Below are 17,408 nucleotides of genomic sequence, written 5' to 3' on the forward strand. Positions count from 1 at the left end.
TAGGGTTTGGGGCCGCTACGCGCCCCAGCGGGGATAAATCCCCTCGCCACAAGGGTATCTCTCCGGTCGTTTTCTTATGAGCCGCGATCAGCGTGCTGAATACTTCTCCAAAGGTGGGCGACACAGGGCTAGGGTGGTGAGACAAGAATAAAAAGGGCCCTCGCACATGACCGCCATGACTCCGTGTCCGGACCGTCCTGGATTGCTGCCTCGCCTGTCCTCGACACATGTGCCGCGCCGGTCCCTGAGCGAGCCCTTGCTCACCTCCGATGCTCGGATAAAGCTGCTCTGCGCGCCGGCGGGCAGTGGCAAGAGCGCGTTGTTCGCCGAGTGTTTTCTACAGGCTCCCGCCGGATGCCGGTTGCACTGGCTACCGCTGGGGGGCGCGGCGTTGGACGCGAGGCAGATGTGCGAGCAGTTGGCGCAGACCCTCGGGTTGCCAGTGATGGACGAGGCCGCACTGTTGGCCCATCTGGCGCGTTTGCAAATGCCTACCTGGCTGTTCCTGGATGACTATTGCCGGGTACCGAATCCTGAGCTGGACCAGTTGCTCGACCGCCTGCTGAACGCCAGCAGCCCGGCACTGCACCTGTGGCTCAATGGCCGTCGCCGTCCCCACTGCAACTGGCTGCGTTTGCTGCTCGACGACGAGCTGCACGAATTCGACGCGAAGGCGCTGGTGTTCACCCCTGACGATATTCAGCCGTTGCTTGGTCATCTGCCCGGCCCCGTGGCGATCCGCACGGCTCGTGAGGTGATACAGCGCAGCGGCGGTTGGTGCGCCGGGGCGCGCATCACTTTGCTTGAGCGTTGCGAGTGGGCGCGCCGCCACGCATCGCCGGGCCGTCCAGGGACCTTGCTGGATTACCTCGAGCATGAGCTGTTCAGTGCGTTGACCCCGGACCTGGCACAGGCCTGGCGCGTGCTGGCCCATCTGCCGCGCTTCAACGCGCGGCTGTGCGAACATCTGTTCGGCGACACCGTGGGTGCGGAATGCCTTCCCTTGCTGCGGGAGCTGGGATGCTTTATCGAACCGTGGGAACAGTCTTCGGACTGGTTGCAGATATTCCCGGCCCTGGCCCGGCTGGTACGCGAGGAACCCTGGCCCCAAGGGCGCTCCTGGCATCGACGGGCCTGCCAGTGGTTCGCGGCCGAGCAGGATTGGCCCATGGCGTTCGAGCAAGCGATGCTGGCTGGAGAGTTCGAGGCCGCCGTCAGTTTCTTGCAGCACCTGAGCTTCGAACATGTCTTGCAACGTCGTAACGTGGTGTTGTTACTGGATTTGCATGATCGACAAGGTGAAGCGCTGACGCTCGGTACGCCGCAATCGGTGGGGTTGGTCACGGCCGCGCTGTTGTTCGCTGGGCGCTTCGATCAGGCATCGGCGTGTATCGAGCAACTGGCGCGATTCGCACCACAGCCTCAGGCCTGCCAGCAGCGCCAGTTGGTTGCGCGCTGGCAGGTCCTCAGCGGCTGGTTGCGGCACCTGTCAGGGGCGGGTGACCAGGCGAGCGAGCATTTCCTCCAGGCCCAGAGCAGTCTGGATCCCGAGGCCTGGGCCTCACGGTTGCTGTGCCAGTCGGGGCTGACCCAACAGGCGTTGCTCAAGGGGGAGTTGGCGTCGGCGCAATGGATCAACCGCCAGGCGTTGTGCCTGGCGCGTGCACAGGGCTCGCTGGTGTTCGAGGGGTTGCTGGAACTCGACCACGCCCAGGTGCTGGAACAACGCGGCGCACCTCACCGGGCCGACCATCTGTTGAGTGCGGTGCAGATGCTGCTCGATAAGCCGGGCCAGGATTTTTCCCCGTTGCTGGGGCGCATCGCCCTGCGACGCGGGCGCCTGGCATTGCGCATGGGGCTTGAAGAGCGGGCAGCGGAGCAGTTTCAAGCGGGCCTGGAAACGAGCCTTCACAGCCAGGACAAACAAGTGCTCTACGGCTTTCTCGGCAAGGCCAGCCTGGCTGCCAACCAGGGCGACTATGGCGAGGCCTTCGTGCATCTGCGTGAAGCCGAGCGGGTCATGCAGCAACGGCACATTCCCGACACCGTATATCGAGGTGTACTGCTGCAGACCAGTTGTCAGTTCTGGTTGCAACAAGGTCGCCCTGAGTTGGCCCATGAAGCCCTGATCCGGGTCTTGCGGCATTTTCGCGGCCCCCAGGCCCTCCATGCGCCACCGGCTACCCTGGAATTGATTCCGCGGCTTGAATACCTGCTGGTGCTGGCCGAGGTCTACCTGCAACGGGCACAAGATCCACAAGCCCGGCTGAAGATGATGATTGCCCAGGCGCAGCGCTGTGCAATGCAGGGGCTGGAAACCGAGTTGCAGTTGGCCTTGGCCGAAGTCGTCTGGCTGTCCGGCGATCATGCCCAGGCTCGCGCCCTCGTGCAGGAGGGCCTCCAGCGAGTCGCCTGCTGGCGGGCGCAGCAAGCCCTGTGCGAGCTGCGCTTACGCCAGCCGGAGCTGCTGGGCTGGGCACAATCGGCAGAGCCCGTCGGACAACCGGCGACCGGCGCCGAAGAAGCCCTGCTCAGCCAGCGAGAGCTGGAAGTCCTGGAGCTGATTGCCCAGGGTCATTCAAACCAGCAGATTGCCGAGCAGTTGTTCATATCGTTGCACACGGTAAAAACCCATGCGCGACGGATACATAGCAAGTTAGGTGTGCAGCGGCGTACCCAGGCGGTGGCGAAGGCCAAGGTCATGGGAGTCATGGGTTAGTCAGATGGCTGATCCCGGGCCGGACTCATAACCCATACGCCAACTCACGGCCCGGGTCGCCGCCAGCAGTCGTTGGGCCGCCGGGCCGTTCTCGTCGGCATGGAACAGCGAGGTCGGGCCGACGATGGTCATGACGGCCGTCACCTGGCCGACGGCGTTGAAGACCGGCGCGGACAAGGCGTCCACGCCCGGCATCAGCAAACCATGTACATGGTGCAGGCCGCGACTGCGGATCTGCTCGCACAGGCTGGCATAGGCGCGGCTGTCAGCCAGTGCGTGGTTGAGGGTGCTCGCCACTTCCTGTTCCCGTAGCCCGATGGTCTCGCGTTCCGGCAGGTAAGCACTGAACACCAATCCGGTGGACGAACTGAGCAGCGGCAATACCGAACCCAGTTGCGTCACCACGGTCACGGCGCGCACGGCGGGTTCGATCCGCACCACGGTCGCGCCGTGATTGCCCCACACCGCCAGGAAGCAGGTTTCGTTCAAGTCGTCCCGCAGCTCCGCCAGGGGCAGGGCGCCCACTTGCAGCACATCCATACCGTTCAACGCCGCCAGGCCCACCCGCAAGGCTTCGCGCCCCAGGCCGTAGTGGTTGGTGGCGGTGTTCTGTTCGGCGAAACCGCTGGCAATCAAGGCTTGCAGGTATCGATGAACCTTGCTCGCCGGCATCTGCACGTGTTCGGCCAGACGCGACAGCGACGTGGAGGGGGAGAGTTCGGCCAGGGCTTTGAGAATGTCGGTGCCGACCTCAGCCGAGCGGACTTTCTGTTTGCCGTTGTTGAGCGGGGTTTCCATGGAGGCGCTGGATCCGGAAGCGAATGGGCGTCTTTATAGCTTGACGGTCGTTGCTGAGCAAATTACGTTATGCGTAATTGAATTACGATAAAAATAACAGGTGCTCAGGAGGCTCCATGAACCTCGATTCCACAGCGTCCGAGTTGGCGTACCAATCAGGCTTCGGCAACGAGTTTGCCAGCGAAGCGCTGCCCGGCGCGCTGCCTGTCGGCCAGAACTCCCCGCAGAAAGCCCCGTACGGTCTCTACGCCGAACTGTTTTCCGGCACGGCGTTCACCATGGCTCGCAGCGAGGCGCGGCGTACCTGGATGTATCGCATCCGGCCATCGGCCCATCATCCGGCCTTCGTCAAATCGGAACGCCAACTGGCCGGCGGAGCACTGGGTGAGATCACGCCCAATCGCCTGCGCTGGAACCCGCTGGACATCCCCGTCGAACCCACTGACTTCATCGACGGGCTGGTGCGCATGGCGGCCAATGCCGGCCAGGACAAGCCCGCCGGCATCAGTATCTTTCACTACCGTGCCAACCGTTCCATGGAGCGGGTGTTCTTCAATGCCGACGGCGAGTGGCTGCTCGTGCCGCAGTCGGGGCGACTGCGGATCGTCACCGAGCTGGGAATGCTGGAACTGGCGCCGCTGGAAATCGCCGTGTTGCCTCGCGGCCTGAAATTTCGCGTCGAGCTGCTCGATCCGCAGGCCCGCGGTTACCTGGCCGAGAACCATGGCGCGCCGCTGCGCCTACCGGATCTCGGCCCCATCGGCAGCAACGGCCTGGCCAACCCGCGGGACTTCCTGACGCCGGTCGCGCATTACGAGAACCTCGCGCAGTCGACCACGCTGGTGCAGAAATTCCTCGGTGAGTTGTGGGCATGCGAACTGGACCACTCGCCGTTCGACGTGGTGGCCTGGCATGGCAACAACGTGCCGTACAAATACGACCTGCGCCGGTTCAACACCATCGGCACGGTCAGCTTCGATCATCCGGACCCGTCGATTTTCACGGTGTTGACCTCGCCCACCAGCGTCCATGGCCTGGCCAACCTCGACTTCGTGATCTTCCCGCCGCGCTGGATGGTGGCGGAAAAAACCTTCCGTCCACCGTGGTTCCACCGCAACCTGATGAACGAATTCATGGGCCTGATCCAGGGCGCCTACGACGCCAAGGCCGAGGGTTTCCTGCCGGGCGGCGCCTCATTGCACAGCTGCATGAGCGCCCATGGTCCGGACGGCGAAACCTGCACCAAGGCGGTCAATGCCGAGCTGGCGCCGGTGAAAATCGATAACACCATGGCCTTCATGTTCGAAACCAGCCAGGTGCTGCGCCCGAGTCGTTTCGCCCTGGACTGCCCGCAACTGCAAACCGACTACGATGCCTGTTGGGCTTCGCTGCCCGTCACGTTCGACCCGACCCGGAGATAACCCATGACTCAAGTTTCCCCTACCCGTAGCTGGGTTGCCTCCGCCAACGGCCATGCCGATTTCCCGCTGCAAAACCTGCCGCTGGGGATCTTCAGCGTGGACGGTGGTGCTCCCCGTAGCGGCGTTGCCATCGGCGATCATGTTTTCGATTTGCAGGCCGCGGTGCAGGTGGGTTTGTTCGATGGCGCGGCGCGCGAAGCCGTCGAAGCCATGAGCGGCGGCCAGTTGAACGCATTCTTCGAGCTGGGCCGCAACGCTCGAGTGGCCTTGCGTGAGCGGCTGCTGGCCTTGTTCGGCGAAGACAGTGCGCAACGCGAGCAGATCCTGGCCCAAGGGGCGAAGCTGCTTCCCCTGGCGACGGATTGCCAGATGCACCTGCCGGCGAAAATCAACGACTACACCGACTTCTACGTCGGCATCGAGCACGCGCAGAATGTCGGCAAGCTGTTCCGTCCCGACAACCCGCTGTTGCCCAACTACAAATACGTTCCCATCGGCTACCACGGACGCGCCTCGACCATCCGTCCGTCCGGCACCGATGTGCGCCGTCCCAAGGGCCAGACCCTGCCCGCCGGCCAGGCCGAGCCGACCTTCGGCCCATGCGCGCGGCTGGACTACGAACTGGAGCTGGGTATCTGGATCGGCAAAGGCAATGCGCTGGGGGAGCCCATCGCCATCGGTGATGCCGCCGAACACATTGGCGGCTTCTGCCTGCTCAACGATTGGTCGGCCCGGGACATCCAGGCCTGGGAATACCAGCCGCTGGGGCCTTTCCTGTCGAAGAGCTTCCTGACCAGTATTTCGCCGTGGGTCGTGACGGCCGAAGCCCTCGAACCGTTCCGTCGCCCTCAACCGGCACGGCCGGACGGCGATCCGCAGCCGCTGCCATATCTGCTGGACAAGCGTGACCAGGACGGCGGGGCCTTTGATATCGAGCTGGAAGTGCTGCTGCTGACCGAGACCATGCGTGAGCAGAACCTGCCGGCCCATCGCCTGACGCTGAGCAACACCCGCTACATGTACTGGACCGTGGCGCAGATGGTTGCGCACCACAGCGTCAATGGCTGCCAGTTGCAGGCCGGCGACCTGTTCGGCTCGGGCACCTTGTCGGGTCCGGAAAACGGTCAGTTCGGCAGCTTGCTGGAGATCACCGAGGGCGGCAAGAGGCCGGTCGAGCTGGCTTCCGGTGAGGTGCGCAAGTTCCTCGAGGATGGCGACGAAATCATCCTGCGGGCCCGTTGCAGCCGTGAGGGCGTCGCCTCCATCGGCTTTGGCGAATGCCGGGGCAAGATCCTGCCGGCGCGTTGAGGAACAGGGCATGAAACTCTATACCTACTACCGCTCCACCTCGTCCTATCGGGTGCGCATCGCCTTGGCGCTCAAGGGCCTGGATTACCAGGCCCTGCCGGTCAACCTGATCGCACCGCCAGGGGGCGAACATCGCCAGCCGGCCTACCTCGCGATCAACCCACAGGGGCGGGTACCGGCGCTGCGCACCGATGAGGGCGCGTTGCTGGTGCAGTCGCCGGCCATCATCGAATACCTGGAGGAACGTTATCCACAGGTGCCGCTGCTCAACCCGGACCTGGCGATTCGTGCCCATGAGCGCGGCGTTGCCGCCCTGATCGGTTGCGACATCCACCCGCTGCACAACGTCAGCGTGCTCAACAAGCTGCGGCAGTGGGGGCACGATGAAGCGCAAGTGACGGAGTGGATCGGGCACTGGATCAGCCAGGGGCTGGCGACGGTGGAGCAGTTGATTGGCGACGAGGGCTACTGTTTCGGCCCCGCGCCAGGATTGGCGGATGTCTACCTGATTGCGCAGTTGTATGCGGCTGAGAGGTTCAACGTGTCCTTGCAGGCGTATCCACGGATCTGTCGCGTTGCGGCGCTGGCGGCTGCACATGTTGCGTTCCAGAAAGCGCATCCGGCTAATCAGGTGGATACACCCACCAACTGACATTCGTGGTGACTGATTTGACGCCATCGCGAGCAGGCTCCCACATTGGTTGGTGCACACAGTCCAGTGTGGGAGCGAGCCTGCTCGCGAAGGCGGCCTGACAGTCAATGCGAATGTCGGCTACCCGCACAGATCAATGCACAATCGAATTCGGCGGCAGATGCCCCAGTCGTTCCGTCAGCCGGATCCGCTGGATCGGGTCGTCGCTGAGCATCAGCGCATGTTCCAGGTCGAAGCGCTCGGCGTTGGGGCAATCGAGCCGCTGGTACAGGCTGGCGCGGGCCAGGTAATCGGCGGCGCTGGCGTTGCCCAGTTCCAATACCCGTTCGGCATCGATCAGTGCGTCGATGTACTCGTCGTTCGCCAGATGCAACTGGCGAAGATTGCGTGACAGGCGCTGGAGCATCTGCAGCGGTTCGGCGCTGGCCAGGTGCTCAGCCTTGAGCGACATGTTCGCGCCGTATTGGCGCTGCAGCAGTTCCCGGCAGTCGTTGGGGTAGAGCCGCCGGCCGCCGCACGGGTCAAGCAGATGATCGGCACCGGGCACCCGCAACAGGAAGTGGCCGGGAAAGTTGACCCCGACCATGGGTATTTCCAGGCCTCGGGCCAGCTCCAACGCAATCAGGGCGAGGGCCAGTGGTTGCCCGCGCTTGCGGACCAGTACCTTGTCGAGCAACGCTACCCGTGGGCGCAGGGGCGTGAAGTCGTCCTGGGCAAAGCCCAGGTCATTCAGGCAGCGCAACAGGGGCTGGCCCAGCTCTGCGACAGGCAGCAACGGCAGGTCATGACTGACCCGCTGTTGCAGATCCCTGAAATCCTTCAGCAAGGTCGGTACGTCGACGTCGCGATCATGCTCGGCGGCGATCCAGAGCGCCGCTTCGAACAACGCCGCAGGCGAACGGTGCAGACATTCAAAAAAGGCTTGGCGCGGTTTCATCACACTCTCCGGACATTGCCTCGTTTTAGCTCTGCCACGGGCTTTCGTCCAGTCTCGGAGAGACGCGGTAACGGTTATGTCAAAAAGACTGACCGCCATGACAGCTTATTCCGGCGTGCTCCAGCAAATTTCAGCTACGCGCCTATACTGGCGAAACAAACAGAAGTGATTCGGGAGCCTGTCGATGTTTGCGCTCATGCAAAGCTCCCGCCTTGAATCGCTGCACTTGAGCGTAGACCCGACAACCGGGTTGAAGGCGGTCATTGCCATTCATAGCAGCCGCCCAGGGCCAGCCTTGGGCGGATGTCGTTATCTTTCCTACCCCGACGACGAAAGTGCCGTGGTCGATGCCGTGCGCCTGGCCCAGGGCATGAGCTACAAGGCTGCCCTGGCCGGTCTGCCCGTGGGCGGCGGGGTGGCGGTGATCATGCGGCCGGCCCATGTCGAAAGCCGGGCCGCGTTGTTCGAAGCCTTTGGGCGCTGCATCGAACAACTGGATGGCCGGTACATCACCGCTGTCGACAGCGGTACTTCGGTGGCCGACATGGATTGCATCGCCCAGCAGACCCGTCATGTCACCAGCACCACCGCTTCGGGAGACCCGGCACCTCACGCAGCAATGGGTGTGTTTGCCGGCATTCGTGCCACGGCCATGGCCCGCCTGGGCAGCGATAATCTTGAAAGCCTGCGCGTGGCGATCCAGGGCCTGGGCAATGTCGGTTATGCCCTGGCCGAACAGTTGCACGCGGCCGGTGCCGAACTGCTGGTCAGCGACATCGACCCAGGCAAGGTGCAGTTGGCGATGGAGCAGTTGGGCGCCCATCCGATTGCCAACGATGCGCTGCTCAGCACGCCCTGCGACATCCTTGCGCCCTGCGGCCTGGGCGGTGTGCTCAATAGCCACAGTGTCGCGCAATTGCGCTGCTCGGCCGTGGCCGGCTCGGCCCATAACCAGTTGAGCAGCCTGCAAGTGGCCGATCAACTGGAAAGGCGCGGGATCCTCTACGCGCCGGACTACGTGATCAACTCCGGTGGCCTGATCTACGTCGCCCTGAAGCATCGCGGTGAAGAGCTGCCGACCATCACGGCCCACCTGTCGAAAATCGCCGCCCGGCTCACCGAAGTCTTCGCCCATGCCCAGGCGGAGAAGCGCTCGCCGGCCCGGGTGGCGGATGAACTGGCGGAGCGTTTGTTGTATCGATAGAACGGCTCGCCGCGCAACGGCGAGTCGTCATGATCAGTTGCCTTCGGCGATGACGGCGGTTTTGCTTTCGCGGGTGTAGCTCAGCACGAAATGCGCCACGAGGCCGAAGATCAGCCCCCAGAACGCGGCGGCCAAGCCCAGGAAACTCATGCCCGAAGCGGTCACCAGGAAAGTGATCAGCGCCGCTTCCCGCTGTTTCTCGTCGGCCATGGCACCGGTCAGCCCGGCGCTGATTGCACCGAACAAGGCGAGACCGGCGAGGGAGGCGATCAGTTCTTTCGGCAGCGCGGAAAACACCGAGGCCAGCGTCGCGCCGAAGGTGCCCATCAGGATGTAGAACACCCCGCAGGCGATCCCGGCGATGTAACGTTTGTCGCGGTCCTCATGGGCTTCGCGACCGGTGCAGATTGCTGCGGTAATAGCCGCCAGGTTCAAACCGTGGGAACCGAAGGGAGCCATCAACGCAGCGCCAATCGCGGTGACCGAGATAATCGAGCGCGCCGGCGTGTTGTAGCCCGAGGTCCGCAGCACGGCCATGCCCGGTACGTATTGGCCGGTCAACATCACCAGCGCCAATGGCAGGCCAATATTGATGATTGCGTGCCAGCTCCATTCCGGGGCGATAAAGACCGGATGGGCCACTGCGATGGTGATCGAGCCACTGTTGAACTCACCGAACGTGGCGGCCATCGCGCAGCCGACCACCAGCACCGACAGAATCGCGTAGCGCGGCGAAAAGCGTTTGCAGATCAGGTAAGCGGCGATCATCGACAGCACCAACGCCGGCTGCAGCTTGATCGAAGTGAACAGCTCTGCACCGAAGCGGAACAGGATGCCGGCGAGCATGGCGGCGGCGATGGCCTTGGGCAAGCGACTCATCAGTTTGTCGAACGCGCCGGACAGACCCACCACGGCAATGATCAACGACGCCACCACATAGGCACCGATGGCCTGGGGCAGAGTGACGGTTGGCAGCATCGATACCAGCAGCGCTGCGCCCGGTGTCGACCATGCGGTGATCACCGGAACGCGCAGGCGCCAGCTCAGGAACAGGCCGGTGATCCCGCTGCCGATGGAGATGGCCCAGATCCACGAGGACACCACGTCGTTGGGCAGGTGGGCCTCCTTGGCAGCCTGGAACACAATGATGAGCGGGCCGGCATAGGAGATGATCACGGCGATAAAACCCGCGATGACCGCTGACAGGGATAGATCCTTTCTGAGTGTGGCCATGATGTCTCGACTTGGCGCGGCAGGAGCGCGCGGTGATCAGGGAGAGGATTGATTCGATTGATCCGATTCGTGATGAGTGTATTTGAATAAATTGATTCGATTCAATAGCGTTTGAGTGGATAGCGCAATATCACTCTTCATTTTCAAGTTAACTATTTGATTTTATTTGTTATATTTTTTATCTCGTAGCACGGTTGGATATCTTTATATCGAATCAATCGACTCAATTTTGCGATTGTGCCTGTCATTAATGGCCTCGCCTCCCTGTGATATGCTCGCAAATTCCTCATTTCTACGATGGGCAGTGGTCATTCATGTGGGTTCCCCAGCTAAGCGAGTTCAACCAGCCAATGTACCTGTCGATCGCCGATGCGTTGGCGCGCGATATCAGCAGCGGCGTGCTGAACGAAGGCGACCGCTTGCCGACGCTGAGGGAGCTGGCCAATGCCCTGAACGTCACGCCGGGCACCATCAGTCGCGCCTATGGTGAGGCCCATCGACGTCGGCTGGTGCAGGGTGAAGTGGGACGGGGCACGTATGTGCTCAACCAGCAGCAGTTGGAGCTGCCGGCAAGCAACAGTGCCGCGCCGTTGAACCTGGGGCAACCTGAACTCCTCGATCTCTCGATCATCAAGCCCTCCAGTGAAACCCTGGAGTACTGGTTGCGCGGCGCGCTGGTGGGCATGGCGAAAAGCGTCGATTTTGCCGGCGCCCTGGATTACGCCCCGGACGGCGGTCACCCGGCCCATCGTGAGGCAGGCGCACAGTGGTTGCGCCATTCATTGCCCGATGCGCAATGGCAACAAGTGGTGATCACCGCCGGGGCCCAGCATGGCTTGATGGTCGCGATGAGCGCCCTGACCAACGCCGGCGACCTGGTGCTCTGCGAAGCGCTTTGTTATCCGGGCATCATTTCCCTGGCCCATGGCCTTGAACGCCGTCTGCGTGGCGTGCCGATGGATGACGAAGGCATCATTCCCGAGGCGTTGCGCGAACTGTGCCTGCGCGAGAAACCGGCGATGCTCGTGTGCGTGGCGACTTGCCAGAATCCGACGGCGGCGATCATGTCGCAAAAGCGTCGGGCCCAGATTGCAGCACTGGCCGAGGAGTTCGACTTCATCATCCTGGACGATGACATCTATGGTTTCCTCGCCACCGATCCGTCGACCAAACCACTGTCGGCCTTTGCTCCGGATCGGTCGGTGTACCTGACCAGCCTGTCGAAGTCGGTCATGCCGGCCCTTCGGGTCGGTTATCTCTACAGCCCACCGAAATTGCTGTCCCGGCTGACCTCGATGGTGCGCAGCAGCGTCTGGATGCCGTCGCCGTTGACCGCGCAACTGGCGAGCAATGTGATCACCGAGGGGCTGGACAAGAAGCTGATCCGCATCCAGCGCAACGAAGCCGCCGGGCGCCAAGCAATTGCCCGGGAAGTCTTTGCCAACTTCGAACTCAAGACCCAGCCCTATGCGTACCATGTCTGGTTGACGCTGCCCGAGCCATGGACCAGCGACGAGTTCACCATGCTCGCCCGGGCCAACGGCGTGCTGGTGCTCAGCGGCACGCAGTTCCAGGCTGAACGCTCTGGGACTACCCGAAGTGTACGGGTGGTGCTGATGTCGCCTACCAGCCAGGAAGAGCTGCGTTTCGCCCTGACAAAGCTGGCCAGCCTGATCGATTCCGACCCGCGCCGTTACTACTGAGTCGCCACGCCGTCGAGGCGATATAGCAAGTTCACTCGCTTTCTTCGGAGCCTAGAAGCTCCCCGAGGGCGGCGGCATTGCTTTTGAAGGCTGCCGCAAACGCCGCCCGGTTTTTTGCCATGAAGATGCTCGCATCCTCGGCCTGCTTCTCGTTCAGGCCTTGCACATTCTTCATCAGGACGGTGGTCAGCACCTCCGCCAGTTCGAGCATCTGGTCATGGGCATCAGCGAGCTTACGGTCCAAAAACGTAGTCTCCAAATCACGTGTACTGCGGTACAGAATCTCAACAGCCATGGCTGGCCTCTCGTTTGTTTGCATGTCTGCCGCGAGCATGGGAAGCCAGGCCGCGGAATCTATAAAAATCCAAGCATCACGGCTGCGAGGCGCGACGGTCGGTCCCGCCTCGCACGCCTTCAAGCCGGTAACTTGTAAGTACTGTATTTATATACAGGCTGGAGGATAAGCGAATCCTTTCCCTTTGGGTAGTGGCTTTTTAATGTAGACCGGTTTCGGCGTTTGTCGTAGGGAAGGACGTGTCGGTTGCCAGCCTTTCGCCATCTCACTCACGCCGCTGGCCTTTTTTCTGCATGCAGAACAACCGTCACGTCCAACCCGCATCATCGGTCGAGTCGACCTAAGGAAACTACATCGTGAAAATCAACTGGGCCGAGAACCTGCGCCAGAACGTCCATCAGTTGGCCGAATCCCTGGGCAACCTGTTCGTCGAGACGTTCCACTATCTGGCGCTGTTCGCCATCGGAGCGGTGACCGCATGGGCGGCGGTCATGGAGTTTTTGCAGATGATCGAGGCAGGGCATATCAAGATCGACGATATCCTGCTGCTGTTCATCTATCTGGAATTGGGCGCGATGGTCGGGATCTACTTCAAGACCAACCACATGCCGGTGCGGTTTCTGATTTACGTGGCCATCACCGCATTGACCCGCCTGCTGATCTCCAACGTTTCCCATCACAGCCCGCCGGACCTGGGGATCATCTACCTATGCGGAGGCATCCTGTTGCTGGCATTTTCGATCCTGGTGGTGCGCTACGCGTCGTCGCAGTTCCCGTCGGTGAAGATCGAACACCCGCACCGTAAGGTCGGCGCGGGCTCCAGTGAACATGCTGAAGTGGAGAAGGGGGAAATCTAGAGGCTGGCGGAAGCCGTGCCTTGTGAACGCGGTGGTGGCAGCTTGACGTTGTCGCCACCGGTCATGGCTTCGAGGATCGCCACGGCGCTGTGGCCCTGCTCGATGGCGATACCGAACTGGATACTTTGCACCAGGCGCTTGAGCCGTTCCGGGTCGTTGCGTTGCTGGGCGCTGATCATGCGCTTGGCGACGATCCGCCCGGCCCTGGACAGGGTCAGCATGATGCTGCCGTCGAGGCCCTGGATGCTCAGGTTGATTTGATACTGCGGCGCAAAAGCGTCGGTAATGATCTGAAAAGGGTTGTCCATGATGCGTCACCGCCTGATTGAACGTGCAGTTGTTGACCGGCCGTGATCGGGATTAGTTCGCAATACCGGACCACCGGCCATTCCATGATCGTGCTCATCGCCGGATGCAGGTGCGTGGCAAGTAGATCGCAGCCTGCGGCCACTGCTGCAAGACGACAGCAAGGGGCATGCCGGAAAAACGGCCGGTCAGTGTTCGTGGGGTGATAGCTCGCGACGCTCTGGAACAGGGCTCCTGTGGCTACCCGTTTCGGGGCGGGGTGTTCGTTGACGGTGCGGGGCGGGGCGCAGTTTGTGAAGGGTGGTAGAGCGAGGAAACTCCCGACATTAACAGCGCTTTTGCCGGTTGTCCGGCTTTATTTGCAAATGAATATTTATCTTTTTCGGGGGCTTGAATTGTTCCTCGGGCAGCCCGACTCTGTATTCAAGGGGCCGTTACGCCAACGTCGACAGGCCCCTGGCGAGCTAGCTGAAATAAGGGATGAACTATGCAAATCCAAGTCAACAGCGATAACCATATTCAAAGCAGCATCCGACTGGAGGAGTGGGTACGTACTACCATCGAAAGCACGCTCGAACGTTATGAGGAAGACCTGACACGGGTCGAGGTCCATCTGGGGGATGAGAACGGCGCCAAGCCCGGTCCCCATGATCTGCGTTGCCAGATCGAAGCCCGGCCGAAGGGCCATCAGCCGATTTCCGTGACCCACAAGGCCGGTTCGCTGGAGGCCGCGATCGAGGGGGCCGCGACGAAGTTGGAGAATGCCCTGGAACATCTGTTCGGCAAGCTGCGTGGCAAACGCGCCGCTGCGGTCCAGACCGAGTCCGTGGCCCTGGCCGATGCGATGCTGGAGGAAGAATTCCTGGAGAACGAGCGGGCCGCACGTCACGGCTGAAGCCTCGTCTATTTTTAATCCCAACTGAAACGGGCCTGCAATTGCAGGCCCGTTTTGTTTGCCGGGATCAGGGCAGGAAGGCCTGCCTATACTCCCCAGGCGTCGCCCCCAATGCCTGGCGGAAACGATGAGCGAAGTGACTGGCGCTGGCGAACCCGCAAGCCAGCGCCACGTCACCCAGCGATTGTGAGGTGCTGCGCAGCAGGTGCCGCGCCTGTGCCAGGCGTCTCGCCAATACATATTGGTGAGGTGGCAGCCCGAAGCTTTCGCGGAACATCCGGGCAAAGTGGTATTCGGACAACGCACACAGTGCCGCCAGTTGCCCGAGGCTGACGGCGTCGGCCAGATGGCTGTCGATGTAGTCCACCAGCAACCGGCGCTGGTGCGCGGCCAGCCCGCCCTTGAGGCGCAGCCCCTGGCGTTGGCCAACCTGGCTGAGCAATAGATGATTGAGCAGTTCATGAGCCAGGCTGGTGGTCAGCAGGCGTTCACCGGGTTCGTCCCAGTTCAGGGCGATGAGTTGGCGAAAGCGCTGCGCCTGTTGCGCATCGTCGAGAAAGGTCGCCTCGCGCAGTTGCACCTGCCGGGGTTCGCGATCCAGCAGCGTGACGCAACCGAGGGCGAATTGTTCGGCGCTGAAGTACAGGTGGGCGAGGCGGATGTCGCCGTTGATGACCCAGGCCGACTCGTGGCCCGCCGGCAAGACGCAGAGTTTGTCGGGTGCCCCCAGGGTATCGGGCCGTTCGCGACGAAAGGTGCCGGTGCCGCCGGCGATGTAGCAGGACAGCGTGTGGTGGGTGGGCGCCTCGTAATCCCGGGCGTCATGATGATTGCTCCACAAAGCGGCCGCCATGCCGTCTCCGAGCTCGGCACTGTGCTCCAGTCGGGCATTGGGCGAGCTGTTGAGGGCTTGGAAGACTTGCAGGGTTTGCAGTGTGGGCATGATCGGTTCTCTCCAACGCCTTGCATCCTACTCCGTTGGGTGTCCCGTGCCAGCCTGCACACTGACAAAACCGCAAGTTTACGCAAGTGCCCGGTGGACGACGGCGTGACACTGGACGTCATTGTCAGGAGCCGTCGCCATGAACCTCTCGCTTTACCTGCTTACCGTGCTCATCTGGGGCACCACCTGGATCGCGCTGAAACTGCAACTGGGCGTCGTCGCCATCCCGGTGTCGATCGTCTATCGCTTCGGCCTCGCGGCCCTGATCCTGTTTGCGATGCTGTTGCTCAGCCGGCGCCTGCAGGTAATGAACCGTCGTGGCCATCTGATCTGCCTGGCTCAGGGGTTGTGCCTGTTCTGCATCAATTTCATGTGTTTTCTCACCGCCAGCCAGTGGATTCCCAGCGGCCTGGTGGCGGTGGTGTTCTCCACGGCCACGCTGTGGAACGCCCTCAATGCCCGGGTGTTCTTCGGCCAGCGGATCGCCCGTAACGTACTGTTGGGCGGCGCGTTGGGGTTGTCGGGGTTGGGGCTGTTGTTCTGGCCGGAACTGGCCGGTCATCACGCGAGTCCGCAGACGTTGCTCGGGCTGGCGTTGGCGTTGCTGGGCACCTTGTGTTTCTCGGCGGGCAACATGCTCTCGAGCCTGCAGCAGAAGGCCGGGCTCAAGCCGTTGACCACCAATGCCTGGGGCATGGCCTACGGCGCGACGATGCTGGCGGGGTGGTGCCTGTTCAACGGGATTGCTTTCGACATGGAATGGAACCTGCGCTACATCGGTTCGCTGCTGTACTTGGTGATCCCCGGTTCGGTGATCGGTTTTACCGCTTACCTGACGCTGGTGGGGCGCATGGGGCCGGAGCGGGCGGCGTATTGCACGGTGCTGTTCCCGGTGGTGGCGTTGAACGTCTCGGCGTTTGCCGAAGGTTACCAGTGGACGGCGCCGGCGTTGGCCGGGTTGGTATTGGTGATGCTGGGGAATGTGCTGGTGTTTCGCAAGCCTCGCCCAGCAGCGGCCGGTGTTGCACTGGGCGCCCGCTGAGTGCAGGGCGCCACAAGGGTTATGTGCTGTAAGGGGGGTTATTTCCAGACTTGCGGATTGACCAGGTTCTGCGGCCGTTCACCCAGCAATGCACTGCGCAGGTTATCCACCGCGAGATTGGCCATGGCTGCACGGGTTTCGTGGGTGGCCGAGCCGATGTGCGGCAGGGTGACGGCGTTCTTCAACTGGAACAGCGGCGATTCGGCCAACGGCTCTTTCTCGTAGACGTCCAGCCCGGCGCCGCGGATGCGGTTGTTCTGCAAGGCCTCGATCAGGGCCGGTTCATCCACCACCGGGCCACGGGAAATGTTGATCAGAATGGCGCTCGATTTCATCAGCGACAGTTCCCGCTGCCCGATCAGGTGGCGGGTCTTCTCACTCAGGGGTACGACGAGGCAAACGAAGTCCGCTTCGGCCAGCAACTGGTCCAACTCGCGGAACTGCGCGCCCAACTGGTTTTCCAGTTCGATCTTGCGGCTGTTGCCGCTGTACAGGATCGGCATGTTGAACCCCAATCGGCCACGCCGGGCGATGGCCGCGCCGATGTTGCCCATGCCGACGATACCCAGGCTCTTGCCATGCACGTCGCTGCCAAACAGTTGCGGGCCCACCGTCGCCTGCCATTGTCCGGCCTTGGTCCAGGCATCCAGCTCGGCGACGCGACGGGCGCTGCTCATCAGCAGGGCGAAGGCCAGGTCGGCGGTGCTTTCCGTGAGCACGTCGGGCGTGTTGGTGAGCATGATCCCGCGTTCATTGAAGTAGGCCAGGTCGTAGTTGTCGTAACCCACCGACACACTGGCCACCACCTGCAGGTTCACGGCGCCTTGCAGTTGCTCGCGACCGAGCTTGCGACCGACACCGATCAGGCCGTGGGCATGGGGCAGTGCTTCGTTGAACTGCGCGTTGATGTCGCCCTTCGATGGGTTTGGCACGATCACGTCGAAGTCCTGTTGCAGGCGCTCGACCATCTGGGGCGTGATACGGCTGAAGGCAAGTACGGTTTTTTTCATCGTGCAAGGCTCGTCTTGGAGGCAATACCAAGCACGCTAACATTCTCTGCGAGGGTTAGGCGAGAGGGGAGTGCAGGTTATGCAG

16 protein-coding genes are annotated in these 17,408 nt (G+C 62.2%); 9 read left to right on the plus strand and 7 right to left on the minus strand.

The genetic code is table 11. The features are described 5' to 3' along the window. The first annotated feature begins 166 nt into the window (after positions 1 to 166). Positions 167 to 2,719: a helix-turn-helix transcriptional regulator gene (locus tag LOY67_RS04465; RefSeq protein ID WP_265066115.1), complete on the plus strand. Its 2,553-nt coding sequence runs from the start codon at positions 167 to 169 to the stop codon at positions 2,717 to 2,719. Here LOY67_RS04465 and LOY67_RS04470 read toward each other — a convergent pair whose 3' ends face one another. Beyond that, positions 2,720 to 3,517 (minus strand): IclR family transcriptional regulator, encoded by a 798-nt coding sequence (locus LOY67_RS04470; RefSeq protein ID WP_265066116.1) that lies wholly within the window; start codon positions 3,515 to 3,517, stop codon positions 2,720 to 2,722. A gap of 116 nt (positions 3,518 to 3,633) precedes the next feature. Between LOY67_RS04470 and hmgA the strand changes: the two genes are divergently transcribed. From hmgA to maiA, 3 genes are read left to right on the plus strand one after another with little or no spacing between them, the layout of a single operon-like run. Further along, positions 3,634 to 4,938, plus strand: a complete 1,305-nt coding sequence (gene hmgA / locus LOY67_RS04475) for a homogentisate 1,2-dioxygenase (protein WP_265066117.1) — start codon at positions 3,634 to 3,636, stop codon at positions 4,936 to 4,938. 3 nt (positions 4,939 to 4,941) lie between these two features. Continuing rightward, the gene (fahA, locus tag LOY67_RS04480) at positions 4,942 to 6,246 is read left to right on the plus strand and encodes a fumarylacetoacetase (protein ID WP_265066118.1); all 1,305 of its coding nucleotides are present in this window, start codon (positions 4,942 to 4,944) and stop codon (positions 6,244 to 6,246) included. A 10-nt stretch (positions 6,247 to 6,256) separates the two neighbouring features. Then, entirely contained in the window at positions 6,257 to 6,898 is a 642-nt protein-coding gene (gene maiA / locus LOY67_RS04485) for a maleylacetoacetate isomerase (protein WP_265066119.1), read from the plus strand. Between the two features lie 133 nt (positions 6,899 to 7,031). Here the strand turns inward: maiA and LOY67_RS04490 are convergent, their stop codons facing one another. After that, the gene (locus LOY67_RS04490; RefSeq protein WP_265066120.1) at positions 7,032 to 7,835 is read right to left on the minus strand and encodes a SirB1 family protein; all 804 of its coding nucleotides are present in this window, start codon (positions 7,833 to 7,835) and stop codon (positions 7,032 to 7,034) included. A gap of 184 nt (positions 7,836 to 8,019) precedes the next feature. Here LOY67_RS04490 and LOY67_RS04495 point away from each other — a divergent pair, with 184 nt between their 5' ends. Next, complete coding sequence (locus tag LOY67_RS04495; RefSeq protein WP_265066121.1) at positions 8,020 to 9,039, plus strand: Glu/Leu/Phe/Val dehydrogenase family protein; 1,020 nt, start codon at positions 8,020 to 8,022, stop codon at positions 9,037 to 9,039. Between the two features lie 33 nt (positions 9,040 to 9,072). On the opposite strand, the gene LOY67_RS04500 is transcribed toward LOY67_RS04495, so the two are convergent. Then, positions 9,073 to 10,272, minus strand: coding sequence for a benzoate/H(+) symporter BenE family transporter (locus LOY67_RS04500; protein ID WP_265066122.1), 1,200 nt, complete (start codon positions 10,270 to 10,272; stop codon positions 9,073 to 9,075). 314 nt (positions 10,273 to 10,586) lie between these two features. Here LOY67_RS04500 and LOY67_RS04505 point away from each other — a divergent pair, with 314 nt between their 5' ends. Continuing rightward, on the plus strand, positions 10,587 to 11,975 hold the full coding sequence (locus LOY67_RS04505; protein ID WP_265066123.1) for a PLP-dependent aminotransferase family protein: 1,389 nt from the start codon (positions 10,587 to 10,589) through the stop codon (positions 11,973 to 11,975). A gap of 31 nt (positions 11,976 to 12,006) precedes the next feature. Here LOY67_RS04505 and LOY67_RS04510 read toward each other — a convergent pair whose 3' ends face one another. Next, the gene (locus LOY67_RS04510) at positions 12,007 to 12,270 is read right to left on the minus strand and encodes a YebG family protein (RefSeq protein WP_258630999.1); all 264 of its coding nucleotides are present in this window, start codon (positions 12,268 to 12,270) and stop codon (positions 12,007 to 12,009) included. Positions 12,271 to 12,626: 356 nt separating this feature from the next. Here LOY67_RS04510 and LOY67_RS04515 point away from each other — a divergent pair, with 356 nt between their 5' ends. Next, entirely contained in the window at positions 12,627 to 13,127 is a 501-nt protein-coding gene (locus tag LOY67_RS04515; protein ID WP_047699631.1) for a phosphate-starvation-inducible protein PsiE, read from the plus strand. On the opposite strand, the gene LOY67_RS04520 is transcribed toward LOY67_RS04515, so the two are convergent. After that, a complete protein-coding gene (locus tag LOY67_RS04520; RefSeq protein ID WP_265066124.1) occupies positions 13,124 to 13,435 on the minus strand; it encodes a DUF3509 domain-containing protein in 312 nt (103 codons plus the stop codon). The genes LOY67_RS04515 and LOY67_RS04520 overlap by 4 nt on opposite strands. Positions 13,436 to 13,920: 485 nt before the next feature. Between LOY67_RS04520 and LOY67_RS04525 the strand changes: the two genes are divergently transcribed. Continuing rightward, positions 13,921 to 14,328 carry an HPF/RaiA family ribosome-associated protein gene (locus LOY67_RS04525; protein WP_265066125.1) on the plus strand — a complete coding sequence of 136 codons (408 nt, stop codon included), beginning with the start codon at positions 13,921 to 13,923 and terminating at the stop codon, positions 14,326 to 14,328. 67 nt (positions 14,329 to 14,395) lie between these two features. Here LOY67_RS04525 and LOY67_RS04530 read toward each other — a convergent pair whose 3' ends face one another. Then, a complete protein-coding gene (locus LOY67_RS04530) occupies positions 14,396 to 15,271 on the minus strand; it encodes a helix-turn-helix domain-containing protein (protein WP_265066126.1) in 876 nt (291 codons plus the stop codon). Between the two features lie 139 nt (positions 15,272 to 15,410). Between LOY67_RS04530 and LOY67_RS04535 the strand changes: the two genes are divergently transcribed. Beyond that, the gene (locus LOY67_RS04535) at positions 15,411 to 16,313 is read left to right on the plus strand and encodes a DMT family transporter (protein ID WP_265066127.1); all 903 of its coding nucleotides are present in this window, start codon (positions 15,411 to 15,413) and stop codon (positions 16,311 to 16,313) included. Positions 16,314 to 16,351: 38 nt separating this feature from the next. Here the strand turns inward: LOY67_RS04535 and LOY67_RS04540 are convergent, their stop codons facing one another. After that, complete coding sequence (locus LOY67_RS04540) at positions 16,352 to 17,323, minus strand: 2-hydroxyacid dehydrogenase (protein ID WP_265066128.1); 972 nt, start codon at positions 17,321 to 17,323, stop codon at positions 16,352 to 16,354. Positions 17,324 to 17,408: the final 85 nt, after the last annotated feature.

The organism is Pseudomonas sp. B21-056 (assembly GCF_026016325.1).
GTDB lineage: Bacteria > Pseudomonadota > Gammaproteobacteria > Pseudomonadales > Pseudomonadaceae > Aquipseudomonas.

Bases quoted from the DNA above. Each gene is read 5' to 3' on its own strand.
- LOY67_RS04465 (WP_265066115.1), top strand. From the start codon at position 167: ATGACCGCCATGACTCCGTGTCCGGACCGTCCTGGATTGCTGCCTCGC.
- LOY67_RS04470 (WP_265066116.1), bottom strand. From the start codon at position 3,517: ATGGAAACCCCGCTCAACAACGGCAAACAGAAAGTCCGCTCGGCTGAG.
- hmgA (WP_265066117.1), top strand. From the start codon at position 3,634: ATGAACCTCGATTCCACAGCGTCCGAGTTGGCGTACCAATCAGGCTTC.
- fahA (WP_265066118.1), top strand. From the start codon at position 4,942: ATGACTCAAGTTTCCCCTACCCGTAGCTGGGTTGCCTCCGCCAACGGC.
- maiA (WP_265066119.1), top strand. From the start codon at position 6,257: ATGAAACTCTATACCTACTACCGCTCCACCTCGTCCTATCGGGTGCGC.
- LOY67_RS04490 (WP_265066120.1), bottom strand. From the start codon at position 7,835: ATGAAACCGCGCCAAGCCTTTTTTGAATGTCTGCACCGTTCGCCTGCG.
- LOY67_RS04495 (WP_265066121.1), top strand. From the start codon at position 8,020: ATGTTTGCGCTCATGCAAAGCTCCCGCCTTGAATCGCTGCACTTGAGC.
- LOY67_RS04500 (WP_265066122.1), bottom strand. From the start codon at position 10,272: ATGGCCACACTCAGAAAGGATCTATCCCTGTCAGCGGTCATCGCGGGT.
- LOY67_RS04505 (WP_265066123.1), top strand. From the start codon at position 10,587: ATGTGGGTTCCCCAGCTAAGCGAGTTCAACCAGCCAATGTACCTGTCG.
- LOY67_RS04510 (WP_258630999.1), bottom strand. From the start codon at position 12,270: ATGGCTGTTGAGATTCTGTACCGCAGTACACGTGATTTGGAGACTACG.
- LOY67_RS04520 (WP_265066124.1), bottom strand. From the start codon at position 13,435: ATGGACAACCCTTTTCAGATCATTACCGACGCTTTTGCGCCGCAGTAT.
- LOY67_RS04525 (WP_265066125.1), top strand. From the start codon at position 13,921: ATGCAAATCCAAGTCAACAGCGATAACCATATTCAAAGCAGCATCCGA.
- LOY67_RS04530 (WP_265066126.1), bottom strand. From the start codon at position 15,271: ATGCCCACACTGCAAACCCTGCAAGTCTTCCAAGCCCTCAACAGCTCG.
- LOY67_RS04535 (WP_265066127.1), top strand. From the start codon at position 15,411: ATGAACCTCTCGCTTTACCTGCTTACCGTGCTCATCTGGGGCACCACC.
- LOY67_RS04540 (WP_265066128.1), bottom strand. From the start codon at position 17,323: ATGAAAAAAACCGTACTTGCCTTCAGCCGTATCACGCCCCAGATGGTC.